Origin of the sequence: Thalassobacterium maritimum (assembly GCF_031127805.1) — a bacterium.
Taxonomy (GTDB): domain Bacteria; phylum Verrucomicrobiota; class Verrucomicrobiia; order Opitutales; family Coraliomargaritaceae; genus Thalassobacterium; species Thalassobacterium maritimum.
Genome location: NZ_JARXHW010000008.1, coordinates 16,272 through 37,854 on the forward strand (window position 1 = coordinate 16,272; position 21,583 = coordinate 37,854).

A 21,583-nucleotide genomic window follows, 5' to 3' on the forward strand; every position below is an offset into this window, starting at 1 on the left:
CAAGACAGGGCGATCCTTAGCTTTTCATATTATCCGCAAAAGGCTTAAAATGTGCGTTTTTTGTCGAAAGTAGGCGCAAAAAAGCCCGTTGATGTTATCGCGGGGCTATGAAGCTTAAATTATTTTTCTTCTAATATAACTTCAATAACCTGTTCATCATCAGGATCGATGCTTACTAATATTTCACGATTCACATATGGAGGTGAGGTGATTTTAAAATAGATGCACGGCCTGCTGTCATATTGATCCTGAATTTCTGAAATAAGTTCTATTTCTAATCGCGTGAAATCTGTGCTTATTACTGGTTCATTAGGTTGCTTTACTGATCTAGCTTTAAAACCACTTACTTCTATGGATTTATATATATCCTGAATCATACCATTTCTTATTTTAAATAGATTTTGCTCTGCTTCTGTCAGTTGATAGCTCATATTTGTCCTTTCGATTGATTACTTTTACCCCGTTGTTGGGATGACTGCCTTTTGCCTGTGACATTCGGCATGAGCAAACGTTATTTAAATTATAATTGGATTTTTCGGATTTAAATTTAATTAAGAAAAGAAATCAGGGTTAATCGTTGAATATCAATGACTTGCGATATTAATGCTAAGAATCAGATATACTAATAAGTGAAAAGATTGAAAGATTAAATCCCGATCCCGATACTTGTTATGGGAGATTGCGGACATTGGGACATTACAAGAGTGGGGCAGTTTGATCCTACCGACTATGACGGCTTCATCTATCGCATTACAGATGCACAGGGCCGCCATTACATAGGCAAGAAGTCATTTACGAGTAATGTGACGCTACGCCACTTAAAGGCACGAAACGGAAGCGTAAGGTCACGAAGGAATCCAACTAGAGAGCGTATGCCAGTTCTAGCAAGGCGGTGAAGCAATTGGACCGATCAGGCCTTACCTTTGAAATTCTCAGCCTAGCTAAGACTAAGCGCGAACTCACTTACCTTGAGACCAAAGTGCTGCTTGTCGGTGATGTGCTACGAGATCCCCAAAGTTTGAATGATAATATCCCAGGGCGATTTTTCCGAGGGAATCTCGTTTCGAATAATTCCCAGTAAGAATTCGCAGCATTATTACCTTTGGGGCAATTAATAAGCAAGGGTAAGAAGTCTAGGATTTCTGATGCTGAAACTTGAGTTAGTTCGGTGATATTAGAGATGATTTGATCTTCATCTCTAAAATATATAATAGCTGGCTTCATACTCCTATTCTTTACTCTCGCTATAGTGAGTTTATTGCATCCTGTTTCTCATGAGTGTATACAATCGACAATTTCTTGTTATCAACTTGATCTAAGAATGCGATCCTGACGGTTCGAGGGGCATCATACCATTCTCTGGTATGTAGTTTGATGTTCACTAAATCTCTTATCGACACTGGTTTTCCGTATTTCAATCGAAGTAGCTTTTCTAAGGCAATAAAAGTGCTATTATTAGGTTTTTGGGGTTCTAATTTTACTAAGTAAAGCCCACGTAATCCGATAAAGAAATGAACTTCACATTCATGTATACCTACTTTCAAATCTGATATGATCACTATTCCATCATCTGAATTACTATTGTTGGGATTCATGGTGGCGTCGGGGAACGCCTCAAGGACTTGTTCGATTGTCATTCCGTAGTCTGACTTTCCCCATAATGCCTGATCATTACTGCTTGCGTGTCCTAGCACGCCCAACATTAGGCTAGTTAATACAATCGCAATGTATTTCATTTTTAGATTTATGTGCTGCTATTCCCCATGATTGGTAAAAAAAAAATCCGTTTTATCGCCCAGATTGCTTGTCGTATAATGCTTTTATTTCTTCTACCATAAATAAAGCTGTATCTTCAAGTATGTCAGGGTAAAGGCTTTTCTCGGAACTTCCATTCCCGTCTCTAGGGTAAGTATAGCGAAATTTTGTAAAGACGTTACCATTACAAATTAAATCATCACGTAGACTTCGGTTAAATTTTATTTCGTAGGCATTTGATAGGAATCGTTTCATCTTATCTGAGTGCCTATCGAAGATTTCATCCAATCTATGGCCATTAATATGGTTAATTTTTGAGCTGAGGGTCTCTTCTCTAGAATCGTCTATTTCAATGACGGAAGTGACATGGATACATTTTAGTAACAGCTCTATGCTGAAGGATAACATTACATAGTAAGGATATTTTTCATAATACATTGAGCTGTCGCCAATGCTATCCTTAATAACCTTGGCTGATTCATAAAAGCTAATCGCCTCCAGATACATTTGTATACTAACTGTTTGATGAAATTCTATTTTTCTCATTTCAATCTTCATTTGTAATTATCATTGTAGCATTTAGTCCAAAGGGTCTAAATCTTCGTCTGCGGGACGGTAATATTTATCGGCGATACCATCTAACAAGAGTTGCTCATATTTATTTATACACTCTAAAGAAAAATGCAGGAATCCTCCTTTAATTCCGTGAAACTCAATGTCTTTATACCCGTGTTGCTTTATCCAGTCCTGTTCAGCCTTGTTGAGGTTGTATGAATCACCTGTGTGTGCAATTTTGTGTCGAATGTGGAAGAGGTGATTAATATTTTGCCAACGTTCATCATTTGTTGATTTACCCGCGTTAATCCCAACAACTTTCTCTAAATATTTTGCAACCCTATCAGCGTACGACTTACCTTTGATGTCGCTCAAGCTAAGTTTTATTTCATCTTGGTCATGGCACTTGATCGAGTTACAGAGGTCATTTAGACGCTTTTCAAAACTTGCGATCAATATCACTAAACTTGAACCACGGGTAATTGTTGAAAAATGATCAATGTATAATGTCTGGATTGTTTCTCTCGGCAGAATCCAATCATTTATATTTTGATCAATATCATCAGTAAAACGATAAGCATCGTCAGGATCATGACTCCAATCTGACGGAAGCTCGCTTGGTTTAACTTTAACCGCGTTTGCCCAAATATGTTCGTGATGCTTCACTATAGACCGTTCAGTATTCGCTACATACTCCTCGTGCCATTCTAAAAATGTGATACGAAGTAAATCATCCAACTTATTAATTTTAGTGATGCTCATAGTATTATATTTTTTGGGGGCGATAAAATCATGATGACTTAGAGTCATGTTCTATAGTACATTAATTATTAGCCTTCAGCCATTGATTCCCCCGCAATCCGTCCAGTAGTCCAAGCAGCTTGGAAGTTGAAGCCGCCAGTGATGCCGTCGATATCGATGCATTCGCCAGCAAAGTGCAGGTTGGGGACAATCTTGCTTTCCATCGTCCTGAAGTCGATTTCCTTCCTGCAAATGCCCCCTGCTGTAACAAATTCAGCAGGCACCTCTTTTTTCATGCCTTTTGCTACAAGTGAATCCTTGACCTTAAGCTTGTTGGTGGTCTTGCCTTGGACGCTGAAGCGTCCGGCTATGAGCTCCTGGATGAGGGCGGTCTCTTTATCCTTGGGGAGTTGGGCCCATTTCTGCTCGTCGGCGATGCCGACGGTCTCGACCAGACGCTCCCAGAAGCGGCGGGGGATTTGTTCGAAGATTTTTGTTTTTACTTGGGTCTTGCCTTTGCGTAGGCGCTTGAATTGCTCGCGGACTTGGTTTTCGGTCATGTCGCCGAGCCAGTTGATTTCAATTTCAAAATGGTAGTTCTCCTCTTGCAAGACGCGGGCTTGCCAAGCGGAGAGGCGCAGGATGGCGGGGCCGCTGAGGCCGCGGTGGGTGATGAGGATGGGGCCGGTTTGAGGTGTGGGCTTTGCTGGGCGTGATTTGGAGGACGCGGGCTGGGAGGACGCTAGCTGGGAGGACGCTAGCTGGGACGACGCGGGCGTGACAAGTCGCGCCCCTACGTTTGTGAGTTTGGCGCGATTTGAAGCGTTTGGGACGTAGGTGACACGGGCGTTTTGCACGGCTAGGCCGGATAGGCCGTGGGTGCGCTTGTCAGCTAAATTAAAGGCGAAGAGTGACGGGGCTAGGGGAGCGATGCTGTGACCTAGACTTTCGAGGGCGCGTGTGAGTGGGGAGGCCTTGAGAGAACCGGTCGCGATGAGCACTCTTTCAGCTTCGATTGTTTCCCCGTTTTTTAGCTGTAAACTGAAAGAGTGAGTGGAGCGTGAAGCGTGGTGAGTCGAGAGTGACTTGACTGCGCATTCTTTGCGCAGTTTGACGCCTGCGGTTTGGGCGGCTTGGTGAAAGCAGTCGATGATGGTCTGTGAGTCATCGGTGGTGGGGAACATGCGTCCATCGGGCTCCGCTTTGAGTTGAACGCCGCGCTCGGAAAACCATTGAATGGTATCTTGTGGTTGCCAGCGGTGGAAGGCTCCGCGTAACTCGCGCGCCCCGCGCGGGTAACGGCTGGCGAGTTCTTTAGGATCGAAACAGTTATGGGTGACATTGCAACGCCCGCCACCGGAGATTTTAACCTTGGCGAGTGTGCGCTTGCTGGCTTCGTAGATGGTAACGTTGGCGGAGGGATTGAGCTCGGCTGCGGTAATGGCAGCGAAATAGCCAGCGGCGCCACCGCCGATGATGGCGATGTTAGGGGCGGAATTCTGCGCGTGTGATGTCATACTCGGCTGGTTTTGTCATGAATTGAACCGAGATGAAAGGCAGAATGTTTGACTTCATAGAGCTTTCATTGGCCTCGTTGCTCAACGCTTGCAATTAGCAGGCGGACGATGCTGTCGTCGTTAAGATGGTCGGTATTTATCACCAGATCGTAGCGGGTGGGCGCATCGATGTCGGCATCGAAATGTTGTTTGATATAGCGGCGACGCGCTGCGTCTTCTTCTTTTATATATTTTTGCGCAGCTGTGGCTGACATGCCGTGACCTTGTGTCATCTGACGCATACGTTGCTCCATCGAGCCAATTAGGCGTACCCGAATGACGTTCGGGAAGCCTCGTGTGATCTCATGACCACCGCGCCCGACGATGATGCAATGGCCCATGCGACTTAAGCGAGTAATGGTGCTAACTGATTTTTCAAATAGCGTCCAGAGTGAGGGGTGGCGACCGAGGAGTTCATTGATGGAACTTTGAAGTTCGCTGATCGCATCATCGGGCATAAATTTCTCTAAGTCAGCGGGCAGTTGATGGTCCTCAAGTACTTGCTGAACAAGATTGTCGTCGAAGAGCGTCCATGGGATAGGAGCTTTCGGGGCCATTGCACGAAGCTCATTTTGAAGTTTTAGTCCGATGGTGCGCCCCCGGGCACCGGCCTGACGAGAGATTGTGATTGCGGGCGGTCGCTCTGTTGCTTTGACAGGAAATTCAGGCTTATGATGTAAATGAGCGGCAATATAACCGCGACATTCTTGGTAACTGGGGTGTAGTTCCATGGGGTGCCTTGGGTTGAGTTAATAACGGTGTTATTTCTTGTTTCATAATAAGCCAGAACCGCCAGCTGGCAAGCATCTTCATTTAATTTCCCTTCCTTTTGAAACTAATGTTTGCATAGCTAGTATTATACGCTCTAGTATGGGGTGGATACCTTATTTTAGTCTTCTTTATTTTCCCGTATGCGTATATCGTCTCAGCTTCGTTGGTTTATTTTTGCGCTGGTCGTTTCAACCTCCTTCAGCATCGCGCTGGTAGGCTATTTGGGGCATTCGATCACTATATCAGACTTTCAAGCGGAAACTTTAAAAAAGCGTTCCCTGCTGGAGATGGACCGTTTGCAACTGGCATTCGAGGAACTCAACCATGACATTCGTTTTATTGCGAACCTACCTGCGGTACGAAAAATTGCAGATATTAAAGAGTATGCTGCGCAGAAGCAGACTGCACGTAAGGATTTAGGTGATATTTTTGAGCAGATGCTAAGGGCTAAGCCGACCTATTCGCAGATCAGATACATCAGTAGCGATGGTCAAGGCATGGAGTATGTGCGCGTAGATCGGCGTGATGGCAGGGTCTTGCAAGTTCTAGAGAAGCAATTACAAGCTAAGGCAAATCGTGATTATTTCATTGAAGCGAGTCAGAAGCGATCGGGGGAAATTTATTACTCGAAAATTAATTTGAATCGTGAAAATGGAGTGGTGGAATATCCCAGCCGTCCTGTTTTCCGGGTGGCAATGCCAATCTATGACAGTGATGCTGTGTTCGCGGGCATCGTCATAATTAATCTAAATTTCAAGTTATTCATCGAGCAAGTATTGCGCGGTGGCTTGGATCGTAGCCGATACGAATATTATCTGACGAATGAGGATGGTTATTTTCTACTACATTCAGACCCTAGTTATACATTTGGTTTTGATTTAGGAGTTGAGATGAAAGCTGAGCATGCTTTTCCAGAGCTTGCAGGGTTTCGGGAACAGGATGTGGATTCGTTGACATTTCGCACTGATTCTGAGCTTGGAGCTTCCAAGCGCTTAGTGCACTTTGCGAAATTTCGAGTATTCGATCCACCGCGACAATTGGCATTTGGAGTTGTGGGATCTTATGATGATATCGGGCGGGCGTCGATGTATACCAGCTCTGCAGTGATTGTAGCAATGTGCGTATTGACTGTGTTGGCGTCGCTATTGGCGATCGCGTTCTCCTCACGCCTGACTAAGCCGCTAGAGCGCATTACAGCGGTTGCGCGAAGCCTGTCCTTGAATGAATCGACTACTGTAATATTACCCACCGATCGAGCTGACGAAATTGGTATTTTAGCCAATACATTTTTAGAAATGAAGCAGTCGATTGAGCGTCATCAAGCTCGCTTGCAGCAGGCGAACCAACGTCTGTTTGAAATGAATCGCGACTTGGAGCATTTCGCTCGTGTGGCTTCGCATGATTTACGCGAGCCGATCCAGCGGATTGCTGGCTTGGCGAGCCTCTATCAGTCAGAGTGTGCGGATGGCACAGTCGAAGATGCCGAATCGATTCTCGAGCAATTACATTTGGAGTGTAAAAAAGCCTTGGGGCAGTTAGCTGATTTTCGAGAGTTTACAGACATTACTTGTGATAGTTCGCTAGTTCGCGAGGAGTGTTTACTAGAACACTTGGTTGCTGAGGTATTAGATGAATTTTCCACACCTTTGCAGGCACGCGGGGTTCAGGTGCAAATTGATTCCTTACCGCAAATGAGCATCTATGTAAGCTTAGTGCGCGTATTGTATCGCAACCTGCTAGATAACGCAGTCAAGCACGCGAAAAACGAGGGTTTTAAGCTACATTTTACGGCAGAGCATGACGAGAACGGAAACACGGTGCTGGGAGTGTTTAATTCCGGGTCGTCGATTGATGCGGATGAGGCCGCTAAGGTTTTCGATGTCTTTCGACAACTTGAAAATAATACAACTGGTCACGGTATGGGCTTGGCGATCTGCAAGCGAATCGTGAATTTCCATTCTGGTAGGATTTGGGTTGAATCGCCAGGGAATCACTTTCACATTAAATTTTATTTATTAGATCCCGTAACAGAATGCAATTAGTTCAAAATAAGTGTTTAAATGCCAACGACCCTGTGGTGGTCGTTGATGATAGCGTCATCGATCTAACGATTACAAAGCGTGTGTATGCTCGCTCCGAATTAAAGAATCCTTTACTCACATTTACCAGTGGAGGCGCATTTCTGAAGCATATGGAAGCGGTTCAGAACGGAGTAGAGCCTGTGCCTGCTCTAGTATTGATGGATATCAATATGCCTGAGTTAAACGGGTTTGAGACAATTCGTGAATTACGCAGCGTATCTGATTTTAGTAAAATCCCTGTGATCGTAATGCTGACAAACTCCGACAGTGACCAAGACTTGGAGCGATCCCTGGAGGTGGGTGCAAATGGCTTCCAGACTAAGGATTTCGATATAGCGCGCTATACAGAGTTTTTTAACTCATTGGCGGCTGAATAATCCTTCGATTGATTACTCGCTCACGCGCTCACTCGCTAAGAGATTCGAGTTGTTCGTAGGCCTCCAATATGTCGAGTTCCAGTTTTTCCAGGCGCTTTGCGTCATCAGCTAGCTGACTTGCGGGATCTTGGTAGTATTCTGGAGTCGCCATCAATTCGGCCAAAGCAGCGTGTTCGGCTTCGAGCTTTTCGATCTTCCCGGGTAATGTTTTGAGAGCTTCGCGCTCCTTATTGCTTAGTTTGCGCTGAGCAGGTTCAGGGCTGGCTGTCACTGCTGCTGCTGCTGCCGTGGTGACCTTGGGCTTTTTTGCGGCCGCTTTGTTGGCTTCTTGTTTTTGCAGCCATTCTTCACAGCCGCCGGTATATTCTTCGATCACACCATCGCCCTCGAGCGCAATGGTGCTAGTGACGACGTTATCTAAGAAGCTGCGGTCGTGACTGACGAGAAGTAGGGTGCCGGTGTATTCGAGTAGGCGCTCTTCGAGTAATTCGACTGTTTCGATGTCGAGGTCATTGGTAGGCTCATCCAATACCAGCACGTTGGCGGGTTGTACGAAAAGCTTGGCTAAGAGTAAGCGTGCGCGTTCACCCCCAGATAGCTTGGTAATGGGAGAGCGTGAGGTCTGCGGGGTGAAGAGGAAGTCCTGCAGATAGGAGAGGATGTGTCGTGGCTTGCCGTTAATATTGACCATTTCGCCCGCGGGATGGACGTTTTCCGCTACGCTGAGCTTGTTGTCGAGCTGATCTCGATGCTGGTCGAAGTAGGCGACTTCGAGCTTAGTGCCGTGCGTGACGCTGCCGCTGTTTGGTTCCAGCTTATTGAGTAGTAGATTGAGCAAAGTGGTTTTGCCGGAGCCGTTGAGTCCAACAATTCCAATCTTGTCGCCCCGCCAAATGGTAGTTGAGAAATTCTCAATCAATGGCACTTGATCCCATTTGTAGCTGATGTCGTCAACCGTGATCACCTTGCGGCCAGAAAGTTGTGCATCGCTCAAATCGAGCTTGGTTTTACCTTGGATGTTTCGTCGCTCAGCCCGTTCTTCCCGCATTTTTTTTAGCGATCGAACGCGGCCTTCGTTGCGAGTGCGACGGGCTTGAATACCTTTACGAATCCAGACCTCTTCTTCGGCTAACTTCTTATCGAAGACTGCTTGTTGCTTCGCCTCACCTGCGAGTAGTTCCGCTTTACGGGTCAAATAGGTGTCGTAGTCACACTCCCAGCGTGTGAGTTGTCCACGGTCGAGATCTAAAATCTTATTAGCGACACGCTGGATAAAGGCGCGGTCGTGCGAGACGAAGAGCAGGGCGATGTCGGCCTTACGCAGGAACTCTTCCAGCCAGCGAATGCCGGGTATGTCCAGGTGATTGGTGGGCTCATCCAGCAGCAGGATGTGTGGCTGCTTGATTAATGCGCGGGCCAACAGGGCGCGTCGCTTGTTGCCGCCCGAGAGTGAGGAAAACTCTTGATCCCCCTCGAGCTCGACGCGTTGAAGGATATTCTCGACTTTGTGTTCCAGCGCCCAGCCATCGGTTTGGTCGAGCTGATGCTGGATTTCATCAAGCTGCTCACCGATGCTCTCATCGTCAGGGTGCTCCCCAAGCTCGTGCAAGAGATGGTGATATTGGGCGATAGTCTGTGCAGCCTCACCCAGTCCTTGCGCCACGATTTCGAATACAGTGCCCTCTAGCGCCGCTGGCACTTCCTGATCCAGTTTACCAATCCGGAGCCCGGGGATGGCTTCAATTTCGCCGCGGTCTTGCTCGATTTCCGAATTGAGAATGCGCAGCAAGGTGGATTTGCCCTCGCCATTGCGCCCCAGCAGGCAGATGCGTTCGCGTTTGTCGATGGTAAGGCCTGCATTGTCTAGCAGCTTGGGTCCACCAAAGGAAACGGTTAGATTGCGGTAGCTTAAAAGCATAAAAATGACTCTTGGATTTAAAAGTGCCTCATCGTGAGTGTTTGAGTAAGAACTCAATGTATGCGATGTCGGCGGGTGTGGTGAGTTTCGGGTTCGGAGAAGTGTTGCTTACGAGCGTGGTGTGTAAGCCAATGCTTGCTGCTGCGGCAGTGTCGTCGGTGATGGCTCGCTTCTGTTTAATTACATTTTGGTAAGCTTTGAGTATGCTCTGAAAGTGAAAGGCTTGTGGTGTTTCCATCGCCCAGAGGCGATTTCGGTCGAGATCCTCGAGTTCGACTTGTTGCGTCTGATTGGCTTGCGGTATGCGTTTGATGGTGTCGACGACGGGATGCGCGAGGCAAGCCGCTTTATCGCTGACGACGGCTTGATGCAGCGATTGTATTGCGGAGGCAGTGATGCAAGGGCGAGCGCAATCGTGAATAAAGACAAATTCACAGCGCTCGTTGACGATGTTTAACGCATGGATCACCGAATCTTGTCGCTCTTGGCCACCAGGCGCGCCGCTAATTTTGAGCTCTTGCAGGCCATGATCCTGAACCAAGGCGCTCAACTGCGCTTTTTGAGCTTCATCGCGGTAGACCACAATATACTCGTCGACCAAGCTGGAGTCTACGAAGGCCTGCAAGCTGTAGATAAAGGCAGGTTTGCCATGCAAGGGGGTCAAGATCTTATCCCGGACCTGTCCTTGCATTCGATTGCCGCTGCCAGCGGCGAGAAGTATTGCTGTGACCATATCAGTATTGGCAGCCGGTGGCTGCGGTGGGGCATCGTAGAGCTAAGCCCCTGCTACGACTTAGCTCAAATCGGCTTGGATGCTGCGAGCAGCTGCAGCCGGATCGGCGGCTTTAAGGATCGGGCGCCCGACCACGATGTAACTGGAGCCCGCCGCGGCCGCGGCTGCAGGCGTCATTATGCGCTTTTGTTCGTCGGCCGCACTGCCTGCGGGACGTATGCCTGGAGTCACGATGATCGGCTCCTGACCGAAGCGTTCGCGCAGTGGGGCCAGTTCCAGTGAGGAGCATACGAGCCCCTGAACGCCCGATTTAAGTGTAATGTCTGCCAAATGGAGGACTTGCGCTTCCGGCGTGCTGGCAACGTTGAGTGAGCGCAGCTGCGCCTCGTTCATGGAAGTCAGCACAGTGACCGCGAGTAAATTTAGATTGGGTGCATAGTCTGCACGCGCTTTGTTCGCCCATTCTAGCATTTCACCCCCGCCGCAGGCATGTAGTGTGAGTAAATCCACTGGCAGTGTAGAGATGCTCTGCACTGCTTTGGCGACGGTATTAGGAATGTCGTGCAATTTGAGGTCGAGAAAGACCTTATAGCCACGGTCTGCAATTTCGCGCACGAAGTCGGGGCCATAGGCAGTGAACAGCTGAAGGCCGATCTTGACCCACTTGAGCGAATCACCGAGGCGATCGAGCATGGCGAGGGCTTCTTCGCGAGTTTCGAGATCAAGAGCTAAAATAAGTTGGCAAGGCGCTGATTTAGACATGCGTGCAGACTAGGGGACGAATTTCACGAATGGCAAAGTGCAAAAATAGAAATTTTCATGGCACTTGGCAGATCGACTGCTCTTACTGGCGCCGTAATATGAATTCCGTAAGTCTAGATTCGCCCGCGAAGATCAATCTAATGCTGTCCGTCCATGGACCGCGTGAGGATGGCTTTCATGCGCTCACATCGCTGGTGGTTGCGTTATCCTTTGGCGATCGCTTAGTGGTAACGCGCAACCAGCTTGAGCAGGATCGCTTGCAATGCCAGGATACTGCGGTCCCTACGGGCGAGGGGAATTTAATTATACGAGCTGCGGCGGCCTTTCGCGCGCATGTCGGGAAGGATGTCTTTTTTGATTTTGAACTGGATAAGCGCATACCGATGGGAGCGGGTTTGGGTGGGGGGAGTAGCAATGCCGCAGTCGCACTCACTGCGATGAATCAACTGCTCGGTTTACCCTTGAAGCGAGAGCGCTTACTGATCCTGGCCGCGAGCCTAGGCTCCGACTGTCCATTCTTTATCGATTCAGTGCCCACTGTGATGTCCGGGAGGGGAGAGGTATTAGAACCGCTGTCCACAGAGTTGGCTTCCAGCTTGCGGGGGCAACGCGTCCTATTATTCAAACCAGATTTCGGTGTTAACACCGCTTGGGCCTACCGTCAGCTGATTGAGGCGAGTCCCACCGCGTACGAACCCGAAGCTTTGGCGCATGCGCGCTTGGAGCGATTTGCGAGCACAGAGGCTATGGAACACTTGCTCATGAACAGCTTCGAAGCTCCAATTGGTGCTAAATACTTAGCGATCCAGTGCTTACTCGAAGAGCTGCGCGAGCGTGGCATTCGTTGCCTGATGAGCGGGAGCGGAAGTTGTTGCTTTGCATTGCCTAAGGACGACTCAGAGATGTCTACCGCTCAGAGTATTTGTCAAAATGCTTTAGGCTCAGGTGTATTTTTGATTGAAACTTCAATCCGCTGACTGGATGATGCTAGCAAAGCAACCCAAGCACTCATATTTGACACACTCTATTTGTGGCCGACCCTCATACTAAAGAAGAGATTATTCTCGAAGGCATTGCTGCGTCACCAGGCGTTGCGCATGGCCGTGCTGTCGTTTATCTGCAGAAGCAGTTAGATGTGCCGTGCTATGATATTACGGAAGAGAAAGTAGACTCAGAGCTCGAGCGCTTTGATAAAGCTATTTTAGAGACGCGCGCTGAGATTACTGAAGTGCGCGATCAAATTGCAGAATCCTTAGGGGAGGGCGAAGCACGTATCTTCGACGCCCACTTACTCGTGTTAGAGGACACTGCGCTACTGGATGAAGTAACGTCCGAGCTGCAAAACAGTCGTAAGAACATTGAGTTCTGCTATAATAATGTGGCGCAGCGTTACATCTCCTTCTTCCGATCGATGGAAGATGAATATTTACGTGAACGCGTTTCCGATATCGGCGATGTTTCGCGTCGACTACTGCACAACTTGATCGGGATGCAGAAGGTCAATCTGGGGCAACTGGCTGCCGAGAGCGTCATTGTTTCCGAGGATATTTCACCCTCGGACGCAGCAGACCTCGATCGTAATAAACTGTTAGGCTTCGTCACTGACGGGGGAGGCAAGACCAGCCACTCGGTAATCATGGCTCGTTCGCTGCGCATCCCCGCAGTCGTGGGCACGCATGATGCGACTAAGCGCATTGTGAGCGGCGATCATATTCTGGTCGATGGGCATGAGGGAGTGATTGTGATCAATCCCTCGGAAGATCGCCTTTACCGCTACGGGAAGCTGGCCTTTGAACGGCAAAAGCGCGACGACACCTTTAATTCTTTCATTGCAGAGCCTGCGGTGACGCTTGATGGCGCCTCGATCTCGTTGATGGCCAATGTTGAAGGGGCACAAGAGATGGACCAGGCCAATGCGATGCATGCCGAAGGTGTCGGACTCTTTCGCACTGAGGGCATCTTTTTAAGGCATCATGGTTACCCACCCGAGTCGGTGCAATATGATGCCTACCGAGCAGTGGTCGAGGCCGCTGGAGAAGAGCCTGTAATTATCCGCACACTGGATGTCGGTGGCGATAAGACCATAGGTGATGATAAAGTGAAGGATGATAATTCCTTTATGGGCTTTCGGGCGATTCGTTTTTGCTTAGGTAATGAGGCCATATTTAAAACTCAGCTTCGCGCCATCCTACGTGCCAGTGCGCATGGTAATGTAAAGATCATGTACCCCATGATCAGCGGAATCAGTGAGTTGCGGATGGCGAATCAACTGCTGAGCTCGACCAAGCAAGAGTTACGTGAATCAGGCGAAGCCTTTGATGAGAATATCCAGGTAGGCGCGATGGTCGAAGTCCCCAGCGCCGCCGTAATCATCGACCTCCTCGCAGCCGAAACAGATTTCTTAAGTATCGGCACCAACGATTTGATCCAGTATCTAATTGCGGTGGACCGACTTAATGATCAAGTCGCTCACCTCTATGACCCCGCACATCCTGCGGTTTTGCGCACGCTGAAAGCCATCATTGACGGCGCTAATGATGCGAAGACTCCGATCAGTGTTTGCGGTGAAATCGCTGGCGATCCTATTTACGCAGGGCTGTTATTAGGTATGGGGGCCGATTCCCTAAGCCTGACCTCAAGCTTGCTGCCAGAGGTCAAGTATTTCATCCGTCATATCAAAAAGTCAGATGCTCAGGAATTGGTGGCCGAAGTCATGCAATTGTCAGATTCTAACGAAATCATACAAAGACTCGAAGCCTTTCGGCGGGAAGCATTGGGAGATCTGGCTTAAATCAGCTCAGTTGACTCAACGGCGACAAGCTTGGCTCTACTTGTGCTCTCCAGATACTTGCGTTCGTAGCCTGTTTTCATCTAGAGCTAGACTTTATTTTGCATCGCCTAGGCCGATGAGCGATTTGATGCCCACTTTAATATGTTCGATCGCCTCCGGTCCCTGGGTGATCACCACATAGATGACGCCCAGGTAGAGCAATACAGCGCAACAACCGACTGCAAAGGCCGCCATGGCCAGCAAACCGTCTTCCTCCGCTAGACCAACGCCGATCATGAAGATCACCATGGCTGGAAAGGTATTAGTCAGTGGGATCGGTAGCATCATGAGGCAAGCCATGATAAAAATCACAATCGCCAGCCCACTTTGTCCTGCGCGACCACGGATCCATTTTTGACGGGGGCGTATAAAGCGCTCGATCATTTTTAGGAATTTCGAAGCGCTGCCTAGCATAGTATTCGCAAGCTTAGGTTGAATGCGTATGTCTGCGAGTTTCTGAGGTAACCACACGGCTTCGCGTCCGCTGATCATTTGCAGTGCCATTAAGGCAATTACGATCCCAAAGGGGGTGCTATAGCCCGGCGCTGGCACGGGGAGGGCGCTGGGCAGCGATAAGATGATCAGCACGAGTCCAAAGCCCTTTTCGGCGACGGCGCTAGTGATCTCGCTGATAGACAGACCGCGCGTATCGTCGGTGGCTAAAAGTTGGCTTAAAGTATCTCCTAGAGACAGGTGTGGCGGGACTTCGTCAGCTGTTTGCATTTGCGGTTGGTCAGATAGGTAAGAAACTGGATTGATTTTTAATGCCGACTTCCGATGACTGCGCAATCATGAAACAGACTGAATTATCGTCTCCCCGCAAATCTGTCGCCCTCTACGGGGGCAGTTTCGACCCAGTGCATTGTGCCCACCTGGCGGTGGCGCGTGTCACACAGGCGCAACTCGACTTAGACCAAGTGATCTTTATTCCGGCGGCACAATCTCCACTCAAGGCGCACACAACTATAGCCAGCGATGAAGCACGCATCGAAATGCTGCGCTTAGCGACCGCGGAGCAACCGCGCTTTGCGGTGGATTGCAGTGAGATCGAGCGTGGCGGCATCAGCTACACTGTTGACACCATTCAGGCCTTTCGCGCTAAAAATACTGCCAGCCAGCTCTATTGGATCATCGGCGCGGATCAGTTTGAGCGATTGCCCCAATGGCATCGCATCGAAGATATCGCTCGCTTAGTCACTTTTGCCGTATTACGCCGTCCGGGGCATACGATTGCAAAATCAGTCGTTCCAGGCTTGAAGTATGTCGGGATTGAGGCTCCCTTGATGTCGCACAGTTCGAGTGCTATCAGAGCCGCACTCGAACAGGGGCTCTCGGTGCAAGACTTGGTGCCCCCCTCAGTTGAGGCTTTCATTTCCTCTCATGGCCTCTATACCCAGTAGTATTTATCAACGATCCATATGACCAAAGACTCCAGTAAACAAGAAAACCGCACCCTCGAAGAGATCCGCTGCGCCGTCGCCGCGATCGAAGACAAGAAGGGCGAATCCATTCGCATACTTGATGTGCGGGGGAAATCCTCGATCACAGATTATATCATTATTGCCACAGGGACCTCAGATCCACACGTCAAAGCACTCAAGAGCGGGCTCGATATGGCCTTAAAAGGTGCAGGAGTGCAACTGCTGGGCCAAGATCGTGAGCTAGGTAGTGGCTGGTTGGTCGTGGATGCGTTTGATTTTATGATCCACTTGCAGACGACTGAGATGCGTGATTTTTATCGTCTCGACCAGCTGTGGAAAGATGCCAGCGAAGTGACTTTGTAAGAAATTACTATGAATACAGTTTTAGTTGTTTTCGTCGTACTGCTGGTCTTGAAACTGGGCACTGGGATTGTGCTCGACTTACTCAATCTTCGCTACGCTCAGGCACGAGCAGGCGAAGTGCCCGAAAGCTTCCGCGATTTCATCGACCTGCCAACCTATCAGAAGTCGATTGAATACACTGCCGCGAAGACGCGCTTCGGGATCGTCAGCGATCTTTACGATGCCGGCGTGCTCGCATTGGTCTTATTGCTAGGTATCTTGCCATGGTTTTACGAGCTGTTTAGTGGCTGGTTTGGCTATGGCGTCTGGGGCCAAGCTTTGGCGCTATTTCTGGTAGGCTTAGTGCTCGGAATTCCTTCGATGCCTTTTGATTATTGGAGCACCTTCAAACTTGAGGAGCGCTTCGGCTTTAATAAAAGCACCAAGAAGCTTTGGGCCATCGACAAAATCAAAGGTACACTCCTCGGCTTTGCGATCGGTTACCCACTATTGGCTTTATTGATCTATTTGGTGAGTAGCGCAGGTGCACTCTGGTGGGTATGGGGCTTCGCTGTATTCTTCCTATTCCAACTGGTGATGGTGGTGGCGTATCCCATGTTTATCATGCCGCTCTTCAATAAATTGGAACCAATGGAAGAGGGGGAATTGAAGACCCGCCTCTTTGCACTGGCAGACCGCACCGGGTTTAAGGCGCAGACGATTCTGGTATTGGATGGTAGCAAGCGCTCAGGGCACTCCAACGCGTTTTTCTCGGGCTTCGGACGCTTTCGCCGAATTGTTTTATACGACACCTTAATTGAGCAAATGGAGCCAGCAGAACTCGAAGCCGTCTTGGCGCACGAGATCGGACACTACAAGCTTGGGCACATTCCTAAAATGATGGCGATGGCGGCATTTTCCTCCTTGGGCATGTTTGCAGTGCTCGGATGGCTTGCGAATGCAGATTGGTTTGTGCAAGCCTTTCACTTCAGTGCACCTGTCGAAGGGCAAATTGGCATCGTGCCAGTATTGCTGCTATTTATGTTATTGAGTGGATTGGTCACTTTCTGGCTGTCGCCGCTCTCGAGTCGCTTGTCACGTAAACACGAGTATGAGGCCGACGCATTTGCTCGTGATGCGATGGGCAGTTACGCGCCACTCTCCAGCGCTTTGCGCAAACTGCATAAAGAGAATTTAAGTAATTTGACGCCCCATCCACTCTACAGCAGTTTTCACTATTCGCATCCCACCTTAGTCGAGCGCGAGGATTCCTTGCGCAGTTAATATCGTTCTTATATCACTTTTTCTCAATTCTATGCGCCCCCCCCTCCGCTTCTATGTTCTCGGCCTAGTCTTTTTAAGTCTCGGTTCGGTACTAGTGGCAGAGGATTTACGCATCGCGAGCTACAATCTAAGAAACTACTTAGTGATGGATCGTCATGTGGGCGCGCGGTGGCGGCCTTCGTATCCGAAACCAGAAAGTGAGAAGGCGATCGTGCGGGAGATCATCAAGGAGGTGTCAGCCGACATCTTGGTCGTGCAAGAAATGGGGCCACTTGATTTCTTGGAAGAGTTGCGTGCAGATCTAGCGCGTGAAGGCATGCATTACGATTATGCCGTGCACATGCAAGGCGCGGACCCCGATCGTCATGTTGCAGTGCTTTCGCGTGTCGCACCGCAGTCTGTAGTCAAACATCGGGATTTAGACTTTAAATACATCGAAAGCCGTGAACTCGTAAAACGCGGCATGCTGGAGCTCAGTTTTGATCTCGGCGATGGTGAGAGTTTCCAGCTCTTTGCAGTGCATTTAAAGAGTCGCTACACAGATGTAAAAGCAGATGAGAACTCTGAATTACGCCGAGTGCGCGAAGCGGAGGCTTGCCGCAACCGTGTGATCGAGCGGACGCATGAGCGAAATAAGCTCAACTATATGATCGTCGGGGATTTCAATGACCACCCAGCTAGCGCTCCGATGCGGCGTTTCTACCGCAGGGGGAACCTAGAGCTGGGCAGCCTCGTGCCCGCAGCTGACAGCCGCGGTGAGGAATGGACCTATTACTACGACAAGGAGGCACGTTATGAGTCCGTCGATGGCTTCATTGCCTCGCCGGATATGATGCCTCGTATCAAGGCCGGTCGCGCCCAAATCGTCGATAGCCCCGGAGCTCTCACCGGCAGTGATCATCGCATGGTGTATCTCGAGCTAGCGAAGCCATTCGCTGCCCCCGAAATGTGAGCTACGGTGGCTTAAGTCGCTCGTTCGCGCTGTCTGCGGGCTTCATAGAGGCAGACGGCTGCGGCGGCGGCTACGTTGAGCGAGTCGGCTTGGCCTGCCATGGGGATGCGGATCTTGTGGGCGGCTTTATCCAGCCAATAAGGCTGTAGGCCATCGCTTTCGCTGCCCATAAAGATGGCGATGCCTTGACGATAGTTAATATCCCAGTGCAATTCTTCGGTGTCGGGAGTGGTGGCACAACAAATTATCTGATTATCGTCGAGCCATTGCGCCAGCGACTCACGATTCGTCGAGACGATCGGCAAAGCGAAAAGCAGGCCTTGAGAGGAGCGAATGGCATTGGGATTGTAAAGGTCGAGTACGCAGTCGACCAAGACTACTGCATCCACGCCAGCGCCGTCTGCACTGCGTAGTATGGCTCCTAAGTTGCCAGGCTTCTCAATGCCCTCTAGCACTAGCAAAAGGGGCGGGGTGCTCATCTTAAAGTCCGATAGCACATTATTTTGCTGCACCGCAATTGCCATCAAACCATCGGGACCTTCGCGATGTGAGGCTTTGGTAAATGCATCCGGGCTCATGCCGATCAAAGGAAACCGGGCCGCGGCTTTTTGTTCGCTAATAAACGTGGCGTGTCCTTCGCTGGGAAAAAAGTCTGTGCAGTAGTAAAGGTGAGTGATTTCAAAGCCGGCAGTGAGCGCATGCCCGATCTCACGTAGGCCCTCGACCAAGAAGCGTGATTGGCGGTCTCGGTGCTTGCGCTCGCGTAATTTTACTAGGTTTTTGACCTGATCGTTCTGTCGACTTTGAATATATAAATCTTCCATGTATGTGATGTCCTGAAATTTTAGTATTGCAGGATGCCTAAGCATACGGGAGGGCATGTAGATGCAAGTGCCAAAAAATTTCGTCGCAGAGCCTTTTGAATATCACCAAGAACTTGAGTTTACGGTAGAAAGCCTGACCAACTTAGGGTCCGGAGTCGGTCGTGTGGACGGTTGGGTCGTGATGGTGCCCTTCGTGATCCCGGGCGAGCGGGTCAAAGTGCGCGTGTTTCGTAACTTCCAAAATTACTCCGACGCGGACTTAGTGGAGATCGTAGAAGCCTCCCCTGATCGCGTAGAGCCGAAGTGTCCGCTCTACACACGTTGTGGTGGCTGCCAGTATCAGCACATGACTTATGAGCGCCAGCTCCAGGAAAAGACCCAGCACGTAAAGGAACTGATGCTCAAGTTGGGAGAGATCGAGTATCCTGTCGATTTGGCGCATGGCTCTCCGCAGGTGTTTAATTATCGATCAAAAATCACACCTCACTACAATCGCCCCGAGCGTGATGGTTCGCAGCCGATCGGGTTTCTGCAATATGGCCGTCGCAATCAAATTATCGATGTGGAGCATTGCCCCATCGCGACGGAGGCAATTAATGCAGCCTTGCCCGAGGCTCGGGAAGAAGCACGCCGTTCGGGCGGCAAGAAACGCCGTCAGCGCGGCGGCACGCTGCTTATGCGCGATGTTTTGGAAGGCGTTGTCAACAACCCACAAGAGATCGTCTCAGAGCGCGTAGGTAAGGTCACCTTCCAGTTTAAAGCGGGCGAATTCTTCCAGAACAACCCGTTCATTCTGCCCGAACTGGTCGAATACGTGGCCACTGAGGCCTCAGCCGAAGGTGCGCGATACTTGGTGGACGCCTATTGTGGCGTCGGGCTCTTCGCGCTCTCTACGGCCAATTCCTTCGAGCAAGTCGCAGGGGTTGAAATCAGCGAGCCAGCGGTACGCTGGGCACAAGCGAACTGTAAAATCAGCAATATTAAGAACGCACGCTTCGTGATCGGTAAGGCAGAAGCGATCTTCAACGGCCTGAAATTCCCCGCCGATGAGACTGCAATGGTGATTGATCCACCGCGCAAGGGCTGCGATGAAAGCTTTCGCCAGCAGTTACTGCAGTATCGCCCGCAGCGCTTGGTCTACGTCTCCTGTGATCCTGCGACTCAGGCACGTGACTTGAAGGAGTTTATTGCAGGCGGCTATAAAATTACACGCATTCAGCCATTTGATTTATTTCCACACACACGCCATATAGAGAATGTCGTCTCCTTGAGTCTCGCTTAGACTTTGTCGCAATTATATGTTCGCAGCTTATGTATAATATTTGGCAAAATTTATAGTTTGAGTAGAAAAACACAGTATAAACCAAATCTTTATCTGGTTGGCTTCATGGGCGTGGGCAAATCGGCCATTGGTCGGCGAGTTGCGCGCGAGCTGGGCTTGCGCTTCATTGACTCCGACCATCAGATTGAAAAAGAGCAAGGAATGAAGATTCCTGAGATCTTTGCGAGTGCAGGGGAGTCCCGTTTTCGAGAATTAGAGCGTCAATTTATTGAAAGCGGACATCCCGAATCTGGCTGTGTAGTCTCCTGTGGTGGCGGTCTTGTTGTGCAACCTGGCATGAAAGAGATAATTAAGCAGAAGGGACTTGTGATCTGTCTTTTTGCCTCTGCCGAAAGCATCATAGAGCGCACGAGCCGCAATCAAGACCGACCTCTGCTCAATGTGCCAGATCCTGCCGCTAAGGTTCGCGAACTCTTGGCCGAACGTGAGCCCATTTATATGGATTGCGGCGCCTGTATCACCACCGAAGGCCGCACGATTCCGGAAGTTGTGCGCCATATGATTCGAACATACAAATCGATCTCCCGAAGCTACAAGAAGTAGGTATAGCCGTCACATCACTCTGCCGTGGAATGTAAGTAGCGTCCTTTGAAGCAATATAATTTACTGGATTTAGCTATAGAGTCGACTCGTTCGGTTTAATTAAACTGATTCGGCGGGATCTATTGTTGATTCTCAGTGGTTTTGTCGAGAAATGTAATTTCATTGGATTTCAAATGAATTGGTCGATTCTGCTGCATTTATCTATACCTAGGTATAGTAAATAATTCAAAATCGTTTCAATTGAACTGATTTTATCGGTTTTTAAAATCACCGTGTCCGCGGCGCATACATCTAAAAGAAATCTAGTTCTTACCCATTAAGCCGACCAGGCAGCTTCAATTTTTTTCAATAGATCCTCGGGTGGCCGTTGTGCTTGTCCATTGCCATCCATGAAACCGTGGCTGGATGTTCCAGTCACCAGCAGTTCTTCGCCGCGGCGAACTTCATACTCAAAGTGCATGCGTGCGCGTGGTTTCTTGCGCATGAAGAGGTGCACCTCGAGGTGATCGTCGAAGCGTGCGGGACGTTTGTAGGCGGCACTCACGGTCAGCACGGGCAAAAAGAGTCCGCGAGCTTCGATCTCGCGATAAGGAATCCCGATCTGATCGAGCATTTGTATGCGGGCGGTCTCAAACCACACCAAATAGTTGCTGTGATACACCACATCCATGCGGTCGGTTTCGGCATAGCGCACGCGAATCTTAGAAATACTGTGAATCATTAGAAATTGGGAATTACGAATTAGGAATTGGAGACGCTTTTAGATCAGTCTCGTTCTCTTAATTTAGATACTGAA

The 21,583-nt window shown here is 49.3% G+C and carries 23 protein-coding genes and 1 pseudogene; 12 read left to right on the forward strand and 12 right to left on the reverse strand.

The genetic code is table 11. The features are described from left to right. Positions 1-119: 119 nt before the first annotated feature. Positions 120-431: a hypothetical protein gene (locus tag QEH52_RS05070; RefSeq protein ID WP_308949003.1), complete on the reverse strand. Its 312-nt coding sequence runs from the start codon at positions 429-431 to the stop codon at positions 120-122. A gap of 240 nt (positions 432-671) precedes the next feature. Here QEH52_RS05070 and QEH52_RS20685 point away from each other — a divergent pair, with 240 nt between their 5' ends. Together QEH52_RS20685 and QEH52_RS20690 are read left to right on the forward strand one after the other, a co-directional pair. Beyond that, the gene (locus tag QEH52_RS20685) at positions 672-896 is read left to right on the forward strand and encodes a hypothetical protein (RefSeq protein ID WP_425609277.1); all 225 of its coding nucleotides are present in this window, start codon (positions 672-674) and stop codon (positions 894-896) included. Then, a pseudogene (locus tag QEH52_RS20690) lies at positions 878-1,081 on the forward strand (hypothetical protein); the annotation flags it as partial. The gene QEH52_RS20685 and the pseudogene QEH52_RS20690, both read left to right, overlap by 19 nt. Before the next feature lie 163 nt (positions 1,082-1,244). Here QEH52_RS20690 and QEH52_RS05075 read toward each other — a convergent pair. From QEH52_RS05075 to QEH52_RS05095, 5 genes are all read right to left on the reverse strand, one after another. Continuing rightward, entirely contained in the window at positions 1,245-1,736 is a 492-nt protein-coding gene (locus QEH52_RS05075; RefSeq protein ID WP_308949004.1) for a hypothetical protein, read from the reverse strand. A gap of 52 nt (positions 1,737-1,788) precedes the next feature. After that, a complete protein-coding gene (locus QEH52_RS05080; protein WP_308949005.1) occupies positions 1,789-2,313 on the reverse strand; it encodes a hypothetical protein in 525 nt (174 codons plus the stop codon). Positions 2,314-2,334: 21 nt separating this feature from the next. Then, positions 2,335-3,072: a hypothetical protein gene (locus QEH52_RS05085; protein ID WP_308949006.1), complete on the reverse strand. Its 738-nt coding sequence runs from the start codon at positions 3,070-3,072 to the stop codon at positions 2,335-2,337. Between the two features lie 68 nt (positions 3,073-3,140). Continuing rightward, on the reverse strand, positions 3,141-4,568 hold the full coding sequence (locus tag QEH52_RS05090; RefSeq protein WP_308949007.1) for a BaiN/RdsA family NAD(P)/FAD-dependent oxidoreductase: 1,428 nt from the start codon (positions 4,566-4,568) through the stop codon (positions 3,141-3,143). Positions 4,569-4,633: 65 nt separating this feature from the next. Continuing rightward, a complete protein-coding gene (locus tag QEH52_RS05095; protein WP_308949008.1) occupies positions 4,634-5,338 on the reverse strand; it encodes a cytidylate kinase-like family protein in 705 nt (234 codons plus the stop codon). A gap of 180 nt (positions 5,339-5,518) precedes the next feature. Between QEH52_RS05095 and QEH52_RS05100 the strand changes: the two genes are divergently transcribed. Both QEH52_RS05100 and QEH52_RS05105 read left to right on the forward strand, forming a co-directional pair. After that, entirely contained in the window at positions 5,519-7,420 is a 1,902-nt protein-coding gene (locus QEH52_RS05100) for a sensor histidine kinase (RefSeq protein WP_308949010.1), read from the forward strand. Then, complete coding sequence (locus QEH52_RS05105) at positions 7,411-7,836, forward strand: response regulator (protein WP_308949011.1); 426 nt, start codon at positions 7,411-7,413, stop codon at positions 7,834-7,836. The genes QEH52_RS05100 and QEH52_RS05105 overlap by 10 nt, the downstream gene beginning before the upstream one ends. Before the next feature lie 28 nt (positions 7,837-7,864). Here QEH52_RS05105 and QEH52_RS05110 read toward each other — a convergent pair whose 3' ends face one another. From QEH52_RS05110 to pyrF, 3 genes are read right to left on the reverse strand one after another with little or no spacing between them, the layout of a single operon-like run. After that, positions 7,865-9,754: an ATP-binding cassette domain-containing protein gene (locus QEH52_RS05110; protein WP_308949013.1), complete on the reverse strand. Its 1,890-nt coding sequence runs from the start codon at positions 9,752-9,754 to the stop codon at positions 7,865-7,867. A gap of 28 nt (positions 9,755-9,782) precedes the next feature. Continuing rightward, positions 9,783-10,487 (reverse strand): 2-C-methyl-D-erythritol 4-phosphate cytidylyltransferase, encoded by a 705-nt coding sequence (gene ispD, locus QEH52_RS05115; protein WP_308949014.1) that lies wholly within the window; start codon positions 10,485-10,487, stop codon positions 9,783-9,785. Between the two features lie 60 nt (positions 10,488-10,547). Beyond that, on the reverse strand, positions 10,548-11,249 hold the full coding sequence (pyrF, locus tag QEH52_RS05120) for an orotidine-5'-phosphate decarboxylase (RefSeq protein ID WP_308949015.1): 702 nt from the start codon (positions 11,247-11,249) through the stop codon (positions 10,548-10,550). 29 nt (positions 11,250-11,278) lie between these two features. On the opposite strand from pyrF, the gene ispE reads away from it, so the two are divergent. Together ispE and ptsP are read left to right on the forward strand one after the other, a co-directional pair. Next, complete coding sequence (gene ispE / locus QEH52_RS05125; RefSeq protein ID WP_308949016.1) at positions 11,279-12,226, forward strand: 4-(cytidine 5'-diphospho)-2-C-methyl-D-erythritol kinase; 948 nt, start codon at positions 11,279-11,281, stop codon at positions 12,224-12,226. Between the two features lie 53 nt (positions 12,227-12,279). Further along, positions 12,280-14,040, forward strand: a complete 1,761-nt coding sequence (ptsP, locus tag QEH52_RS05130; RefSeq protein ID WP_308949017.1) for a phosphoenolpyruvate--protein phosphotransferase — start codon at positions 12,280-12,282, stop codon at positions 14,038-14,040. A gap of 93 nt (positions 14,041-14,133) precedes the next feature. Here ptsP and QEH52_RS05135 read toward each other — a convergent pair whose 3' ends face one another. After that, on the reverse strand, positions 14,134-14,802 hold the full coding sequence (locus QEH52_RS05135; RefSeq protein ID WP_308949019.1) for an exopolysaccharide biosynthesis protein: 669 nt from the start codon (positions 14,800-14,802) through the stop codon (positions 14,134-14,136). A gap of 68 nt (positions 14,803-14,870) precedes the next feature. Between QEH52_RS05135 and nadD the strand changes: the two genes are divergently transcribed. From nadD to QEH52_RS05155, 4 genes are read left to right on the forward strand one after another with little or no spacing between them, the layout of a single operon-like run. After that, positions 14,871-15,479: a nicotinate (nicotinamide) nucleotide adenylyltransferase gene (gene nadD / locus QEH52_RS05140; RefSeq protein WP_308949020.1), complete on the forward strand. Its 609-nt coding sequence runs from the start codon at positions 14,871-14,873 to the stop codon at positions 15,477-15,479. A gap of 18 nt (positions 15,480-15,497) precedes the next feature. Continuing rightward, the gene (gene rsfS / locus QEH52_RS05145) at positions 15,498-15,863 is read left to right on the forward strand and encodes a ribosome silencing factor (RefSeq protein WP_308949021.1); all 366 of its coding nucleotides are present in this window, start codon (positions 15,498-15,500) and stop codon (positions 15,861-15,863) included. A gap of 9 nt (positions 15,864-15,872) precedes the next feature. Next, positions 15,873-17,126: a M48 family metallopeptidase gene (locus QEH52_RS05150; protein ID WP_308949022.1), complete on the forward strand. Its 1,254-nt coding sequence runs from the start codon at positions 15,873-15,875 to the stop codon at positions 17,124-17,126. A 31-nt stretch (positions 17,127-17,157) separates the two neighbouring features. Further along, entirely contained in the window at positions 17,158-18,078 is a 921-nt protein-coding gene (locus tag QEH52_RS05155; RefSeq protein WP_308949023.1) for an endonuclease/exonuclease/phosphatase family protein, read from the forward strand. A gap of 11 nt (positions 18,079-18,089) precedes the next feature. Here QEH52_RS05155 and QEH52_RS05160 read toward each other — a convergent pair whose 3' ends face one another. Then, on the reverse strand, positions 18,090-18,902 hold the full coding sequence (locus QEH52_RS05160; RefSeq protein WP_308949024.1) for a TrmH family RNA methyltransferase: 813 nt from the start codon (positions 18,900-18,902) through the stop codon (positions 18,090-18,092). Positions 18,903-18,963: 61 nt separating this feature from the next. Here QEH52_RS05160 and QEH52_RS05165 point away from each other — a divergent pair, with 61 nt between their 5' ends. Together QEH52_RS05165 and QEH52_RS05170 are read left to right on the forward strand one after the other, a co-directional pair. Continuing rightward, the gene (locus QEH52_RS05165; RefSeq protein WP_308949025.1) at positions 18,964-20,184 is read left to right on the forward strand and encodes a class I SAM-dependent RNA methyltransferase; all 1,221 of its coding nucleotides are present in this window, start codon (positions 18,964-18,966) and stop codon (positions 20,182-20,184) included. 57 nt (positions 20,185-20,241) lie between these two features. Continuing rightward, the gene (locus tag QEH52_RS05170; protein ID WP_308949026.1) at positions 20,242-20,787 is read left to right on the forward strand and encodes a shikimate kinase; all 546 of its coding nucleotides are present in this window, start codon (positions 20,242-20,244) and stop codon (positions 20,785-20,787) included. A 316-nt stretch (positions 20,788-21,103) separates the two neighbouring features. On the opposite strand, the gene QEH52_RS05175 is transcribed toward QEH52_RS05170, so the two are convergent. Then, a complete protein-coding gene (locus tag QEH52_RS05175) occupies positions 21,104-21,508 on the reverse strand; it encodes an acyl-CoA thioesterase (RefSeq protein WP_308949027.1) in 405 nt (134 codons plus the stop codon). Positions 21,509-21,583: the final 75 nt, after the last annotated feature.

Bases quoted from the DNA above. Each gene is read 5' to 3' on its own strand.
- QEH52_RS05160 (WP_308949024.1), bottom strand. From the start codon at position 18,902: ATGGAAGATTTATATATTCAAAGTCGACAGAACGATCAGGTCAAAAAC.
- QEH52_RS05075 (WP_308949004.1), bottom strand. From the start codon at position 1,736: ATGAAATACATTGCGATTGTATTAACTAGCCTAATGTTGGGCGTGCTA.
- QEH52_RS05150 (WP_308949022.1), top strand. From the start codon at position 15,873: ATGAATACAGTTTTAGTTGTTTTCGTCGTACTGCTGGTCTTGAAACTG.
- ispD (WP_308949014.1), bottom strand. From the start codon at position 10,487: ATGGTCACAGCAATACTTCTCGCCGCTGGCAGCGGCAATCGAATGCAA.
- pyrF (WP_308949015.1), bottom strand. From the start codon at position 11,249: ATGTCTAAATCAGCGCCTTGCCAACTTATTTTAGCTCTTGATCTCGAA.
- nadD (WP_308949020.1), top strand. From the start codon at position 14,871: ATGAAACAGACTGAATTATCGTCTCCCCGCAAATCTGTCGCCCTCTAC.
- QEH52_RS05105 (WP_308949011.1), top strand. From the start codon at position 7,411: ATGCAATTAGTTCAAAATAAGTGTTTAAATGCCAACGACCCTGTGGTG.
- QEH52_RS05095 (WP_308949008.1), bottom strand. From the start codon at position 5,338: ATGGAACTACACCCCAGTTACCAAGAATGTCGCGGTTATATTGCCGCT.
- QEH52_RS05165 (WP_308949025.1), top strand. From the start codon at position 18,964: ATGCAAGTGCCAAAAAATTTCGTCGCAGAGCCTTTTGAATATCACCAA.
- QEH52_RS20685 (WP_425609277.1), top strand. From the start codon at position 672: ATGGGAGATTGCGGACATTGGGACATTACAAGAGTGGGGCAGTTTGAT.
- QEH52_RS05155 (WP_308949023.1), top strand. From the start codon at position 17,158: ATGCGCCCCCCCCTCCGCTTCTATGTTCTCGGCCTAGTCTTTTTAAGT.
- QEH52_RS05070 (WP_308949003.1), bottom strand. From the start codon at position 431: ATGAGCTATCAACTGACAGAAGCAGAGCAAAATCTATTTAAAATAAGA.
- QEH52_RS05100 (WP_308949010.1), top strand. From the start codon at position 5,519: ATGCGTATATCGTCTCAGCTTCGTTGGTTTATTTTTGCGCTGGTCGTT.
- QEH52_RS05085 (WP_308949006.1), bottom strand. From the start codon at position 3,072: ATGAGCATCACTAAAATTAATAAGTTGGATGATTTACTTCGTATCACA.
- rsfS (WP_308949021.1), top strand. From the start codon at position 15,498: ATGACCAAAGACTCCAGTAAACAAGAAAACCGCACCCTCGAAGAGATC.
- QEH52_RS05090 (WP_308949007.1), bottom strand. From the start codon at position 4,568: ATGACATCACACGCGCAGAATTCCGCCCCTAACATCGCCATCATCGGC.
- QEH52_RS05080 (WP_308949005.1), bottom strand. From the start codon at position 2,313: ATGAAGATTGAAATGAGAAAAATAGAATTTCATCAAACAGTTAGTATA.
- QEH52_RS05175 (WP_308949027.1), bottom strand. From the start codon at position 21,508: ATGATTCACAGTATTTCTAAGATTCGCGTGCGCTATGCCGAAACCGAC.
- QEH52_RS05110 (WP_308949013.1), bottom strand. From the start codon at position 9,754: ATGCTTTTAAGCTACCGCAATCTAACCGTTTCCTTTGGTGGACCCAAG.
- ispE (WP_308949016.1), top strand. From the start codon at position 11,279: ATGGCAAAGTGCAAAAATAGAAATTTTCATGGCACTTGGCAGATCGAC.
- QEH52_RS05135 (WP_308949019.1), bottom strand. From the start codon at position 14,802: ATGCAAACAGCTGACGAAGTCCCGCCACACCTGTCTCTAGGAGATACT.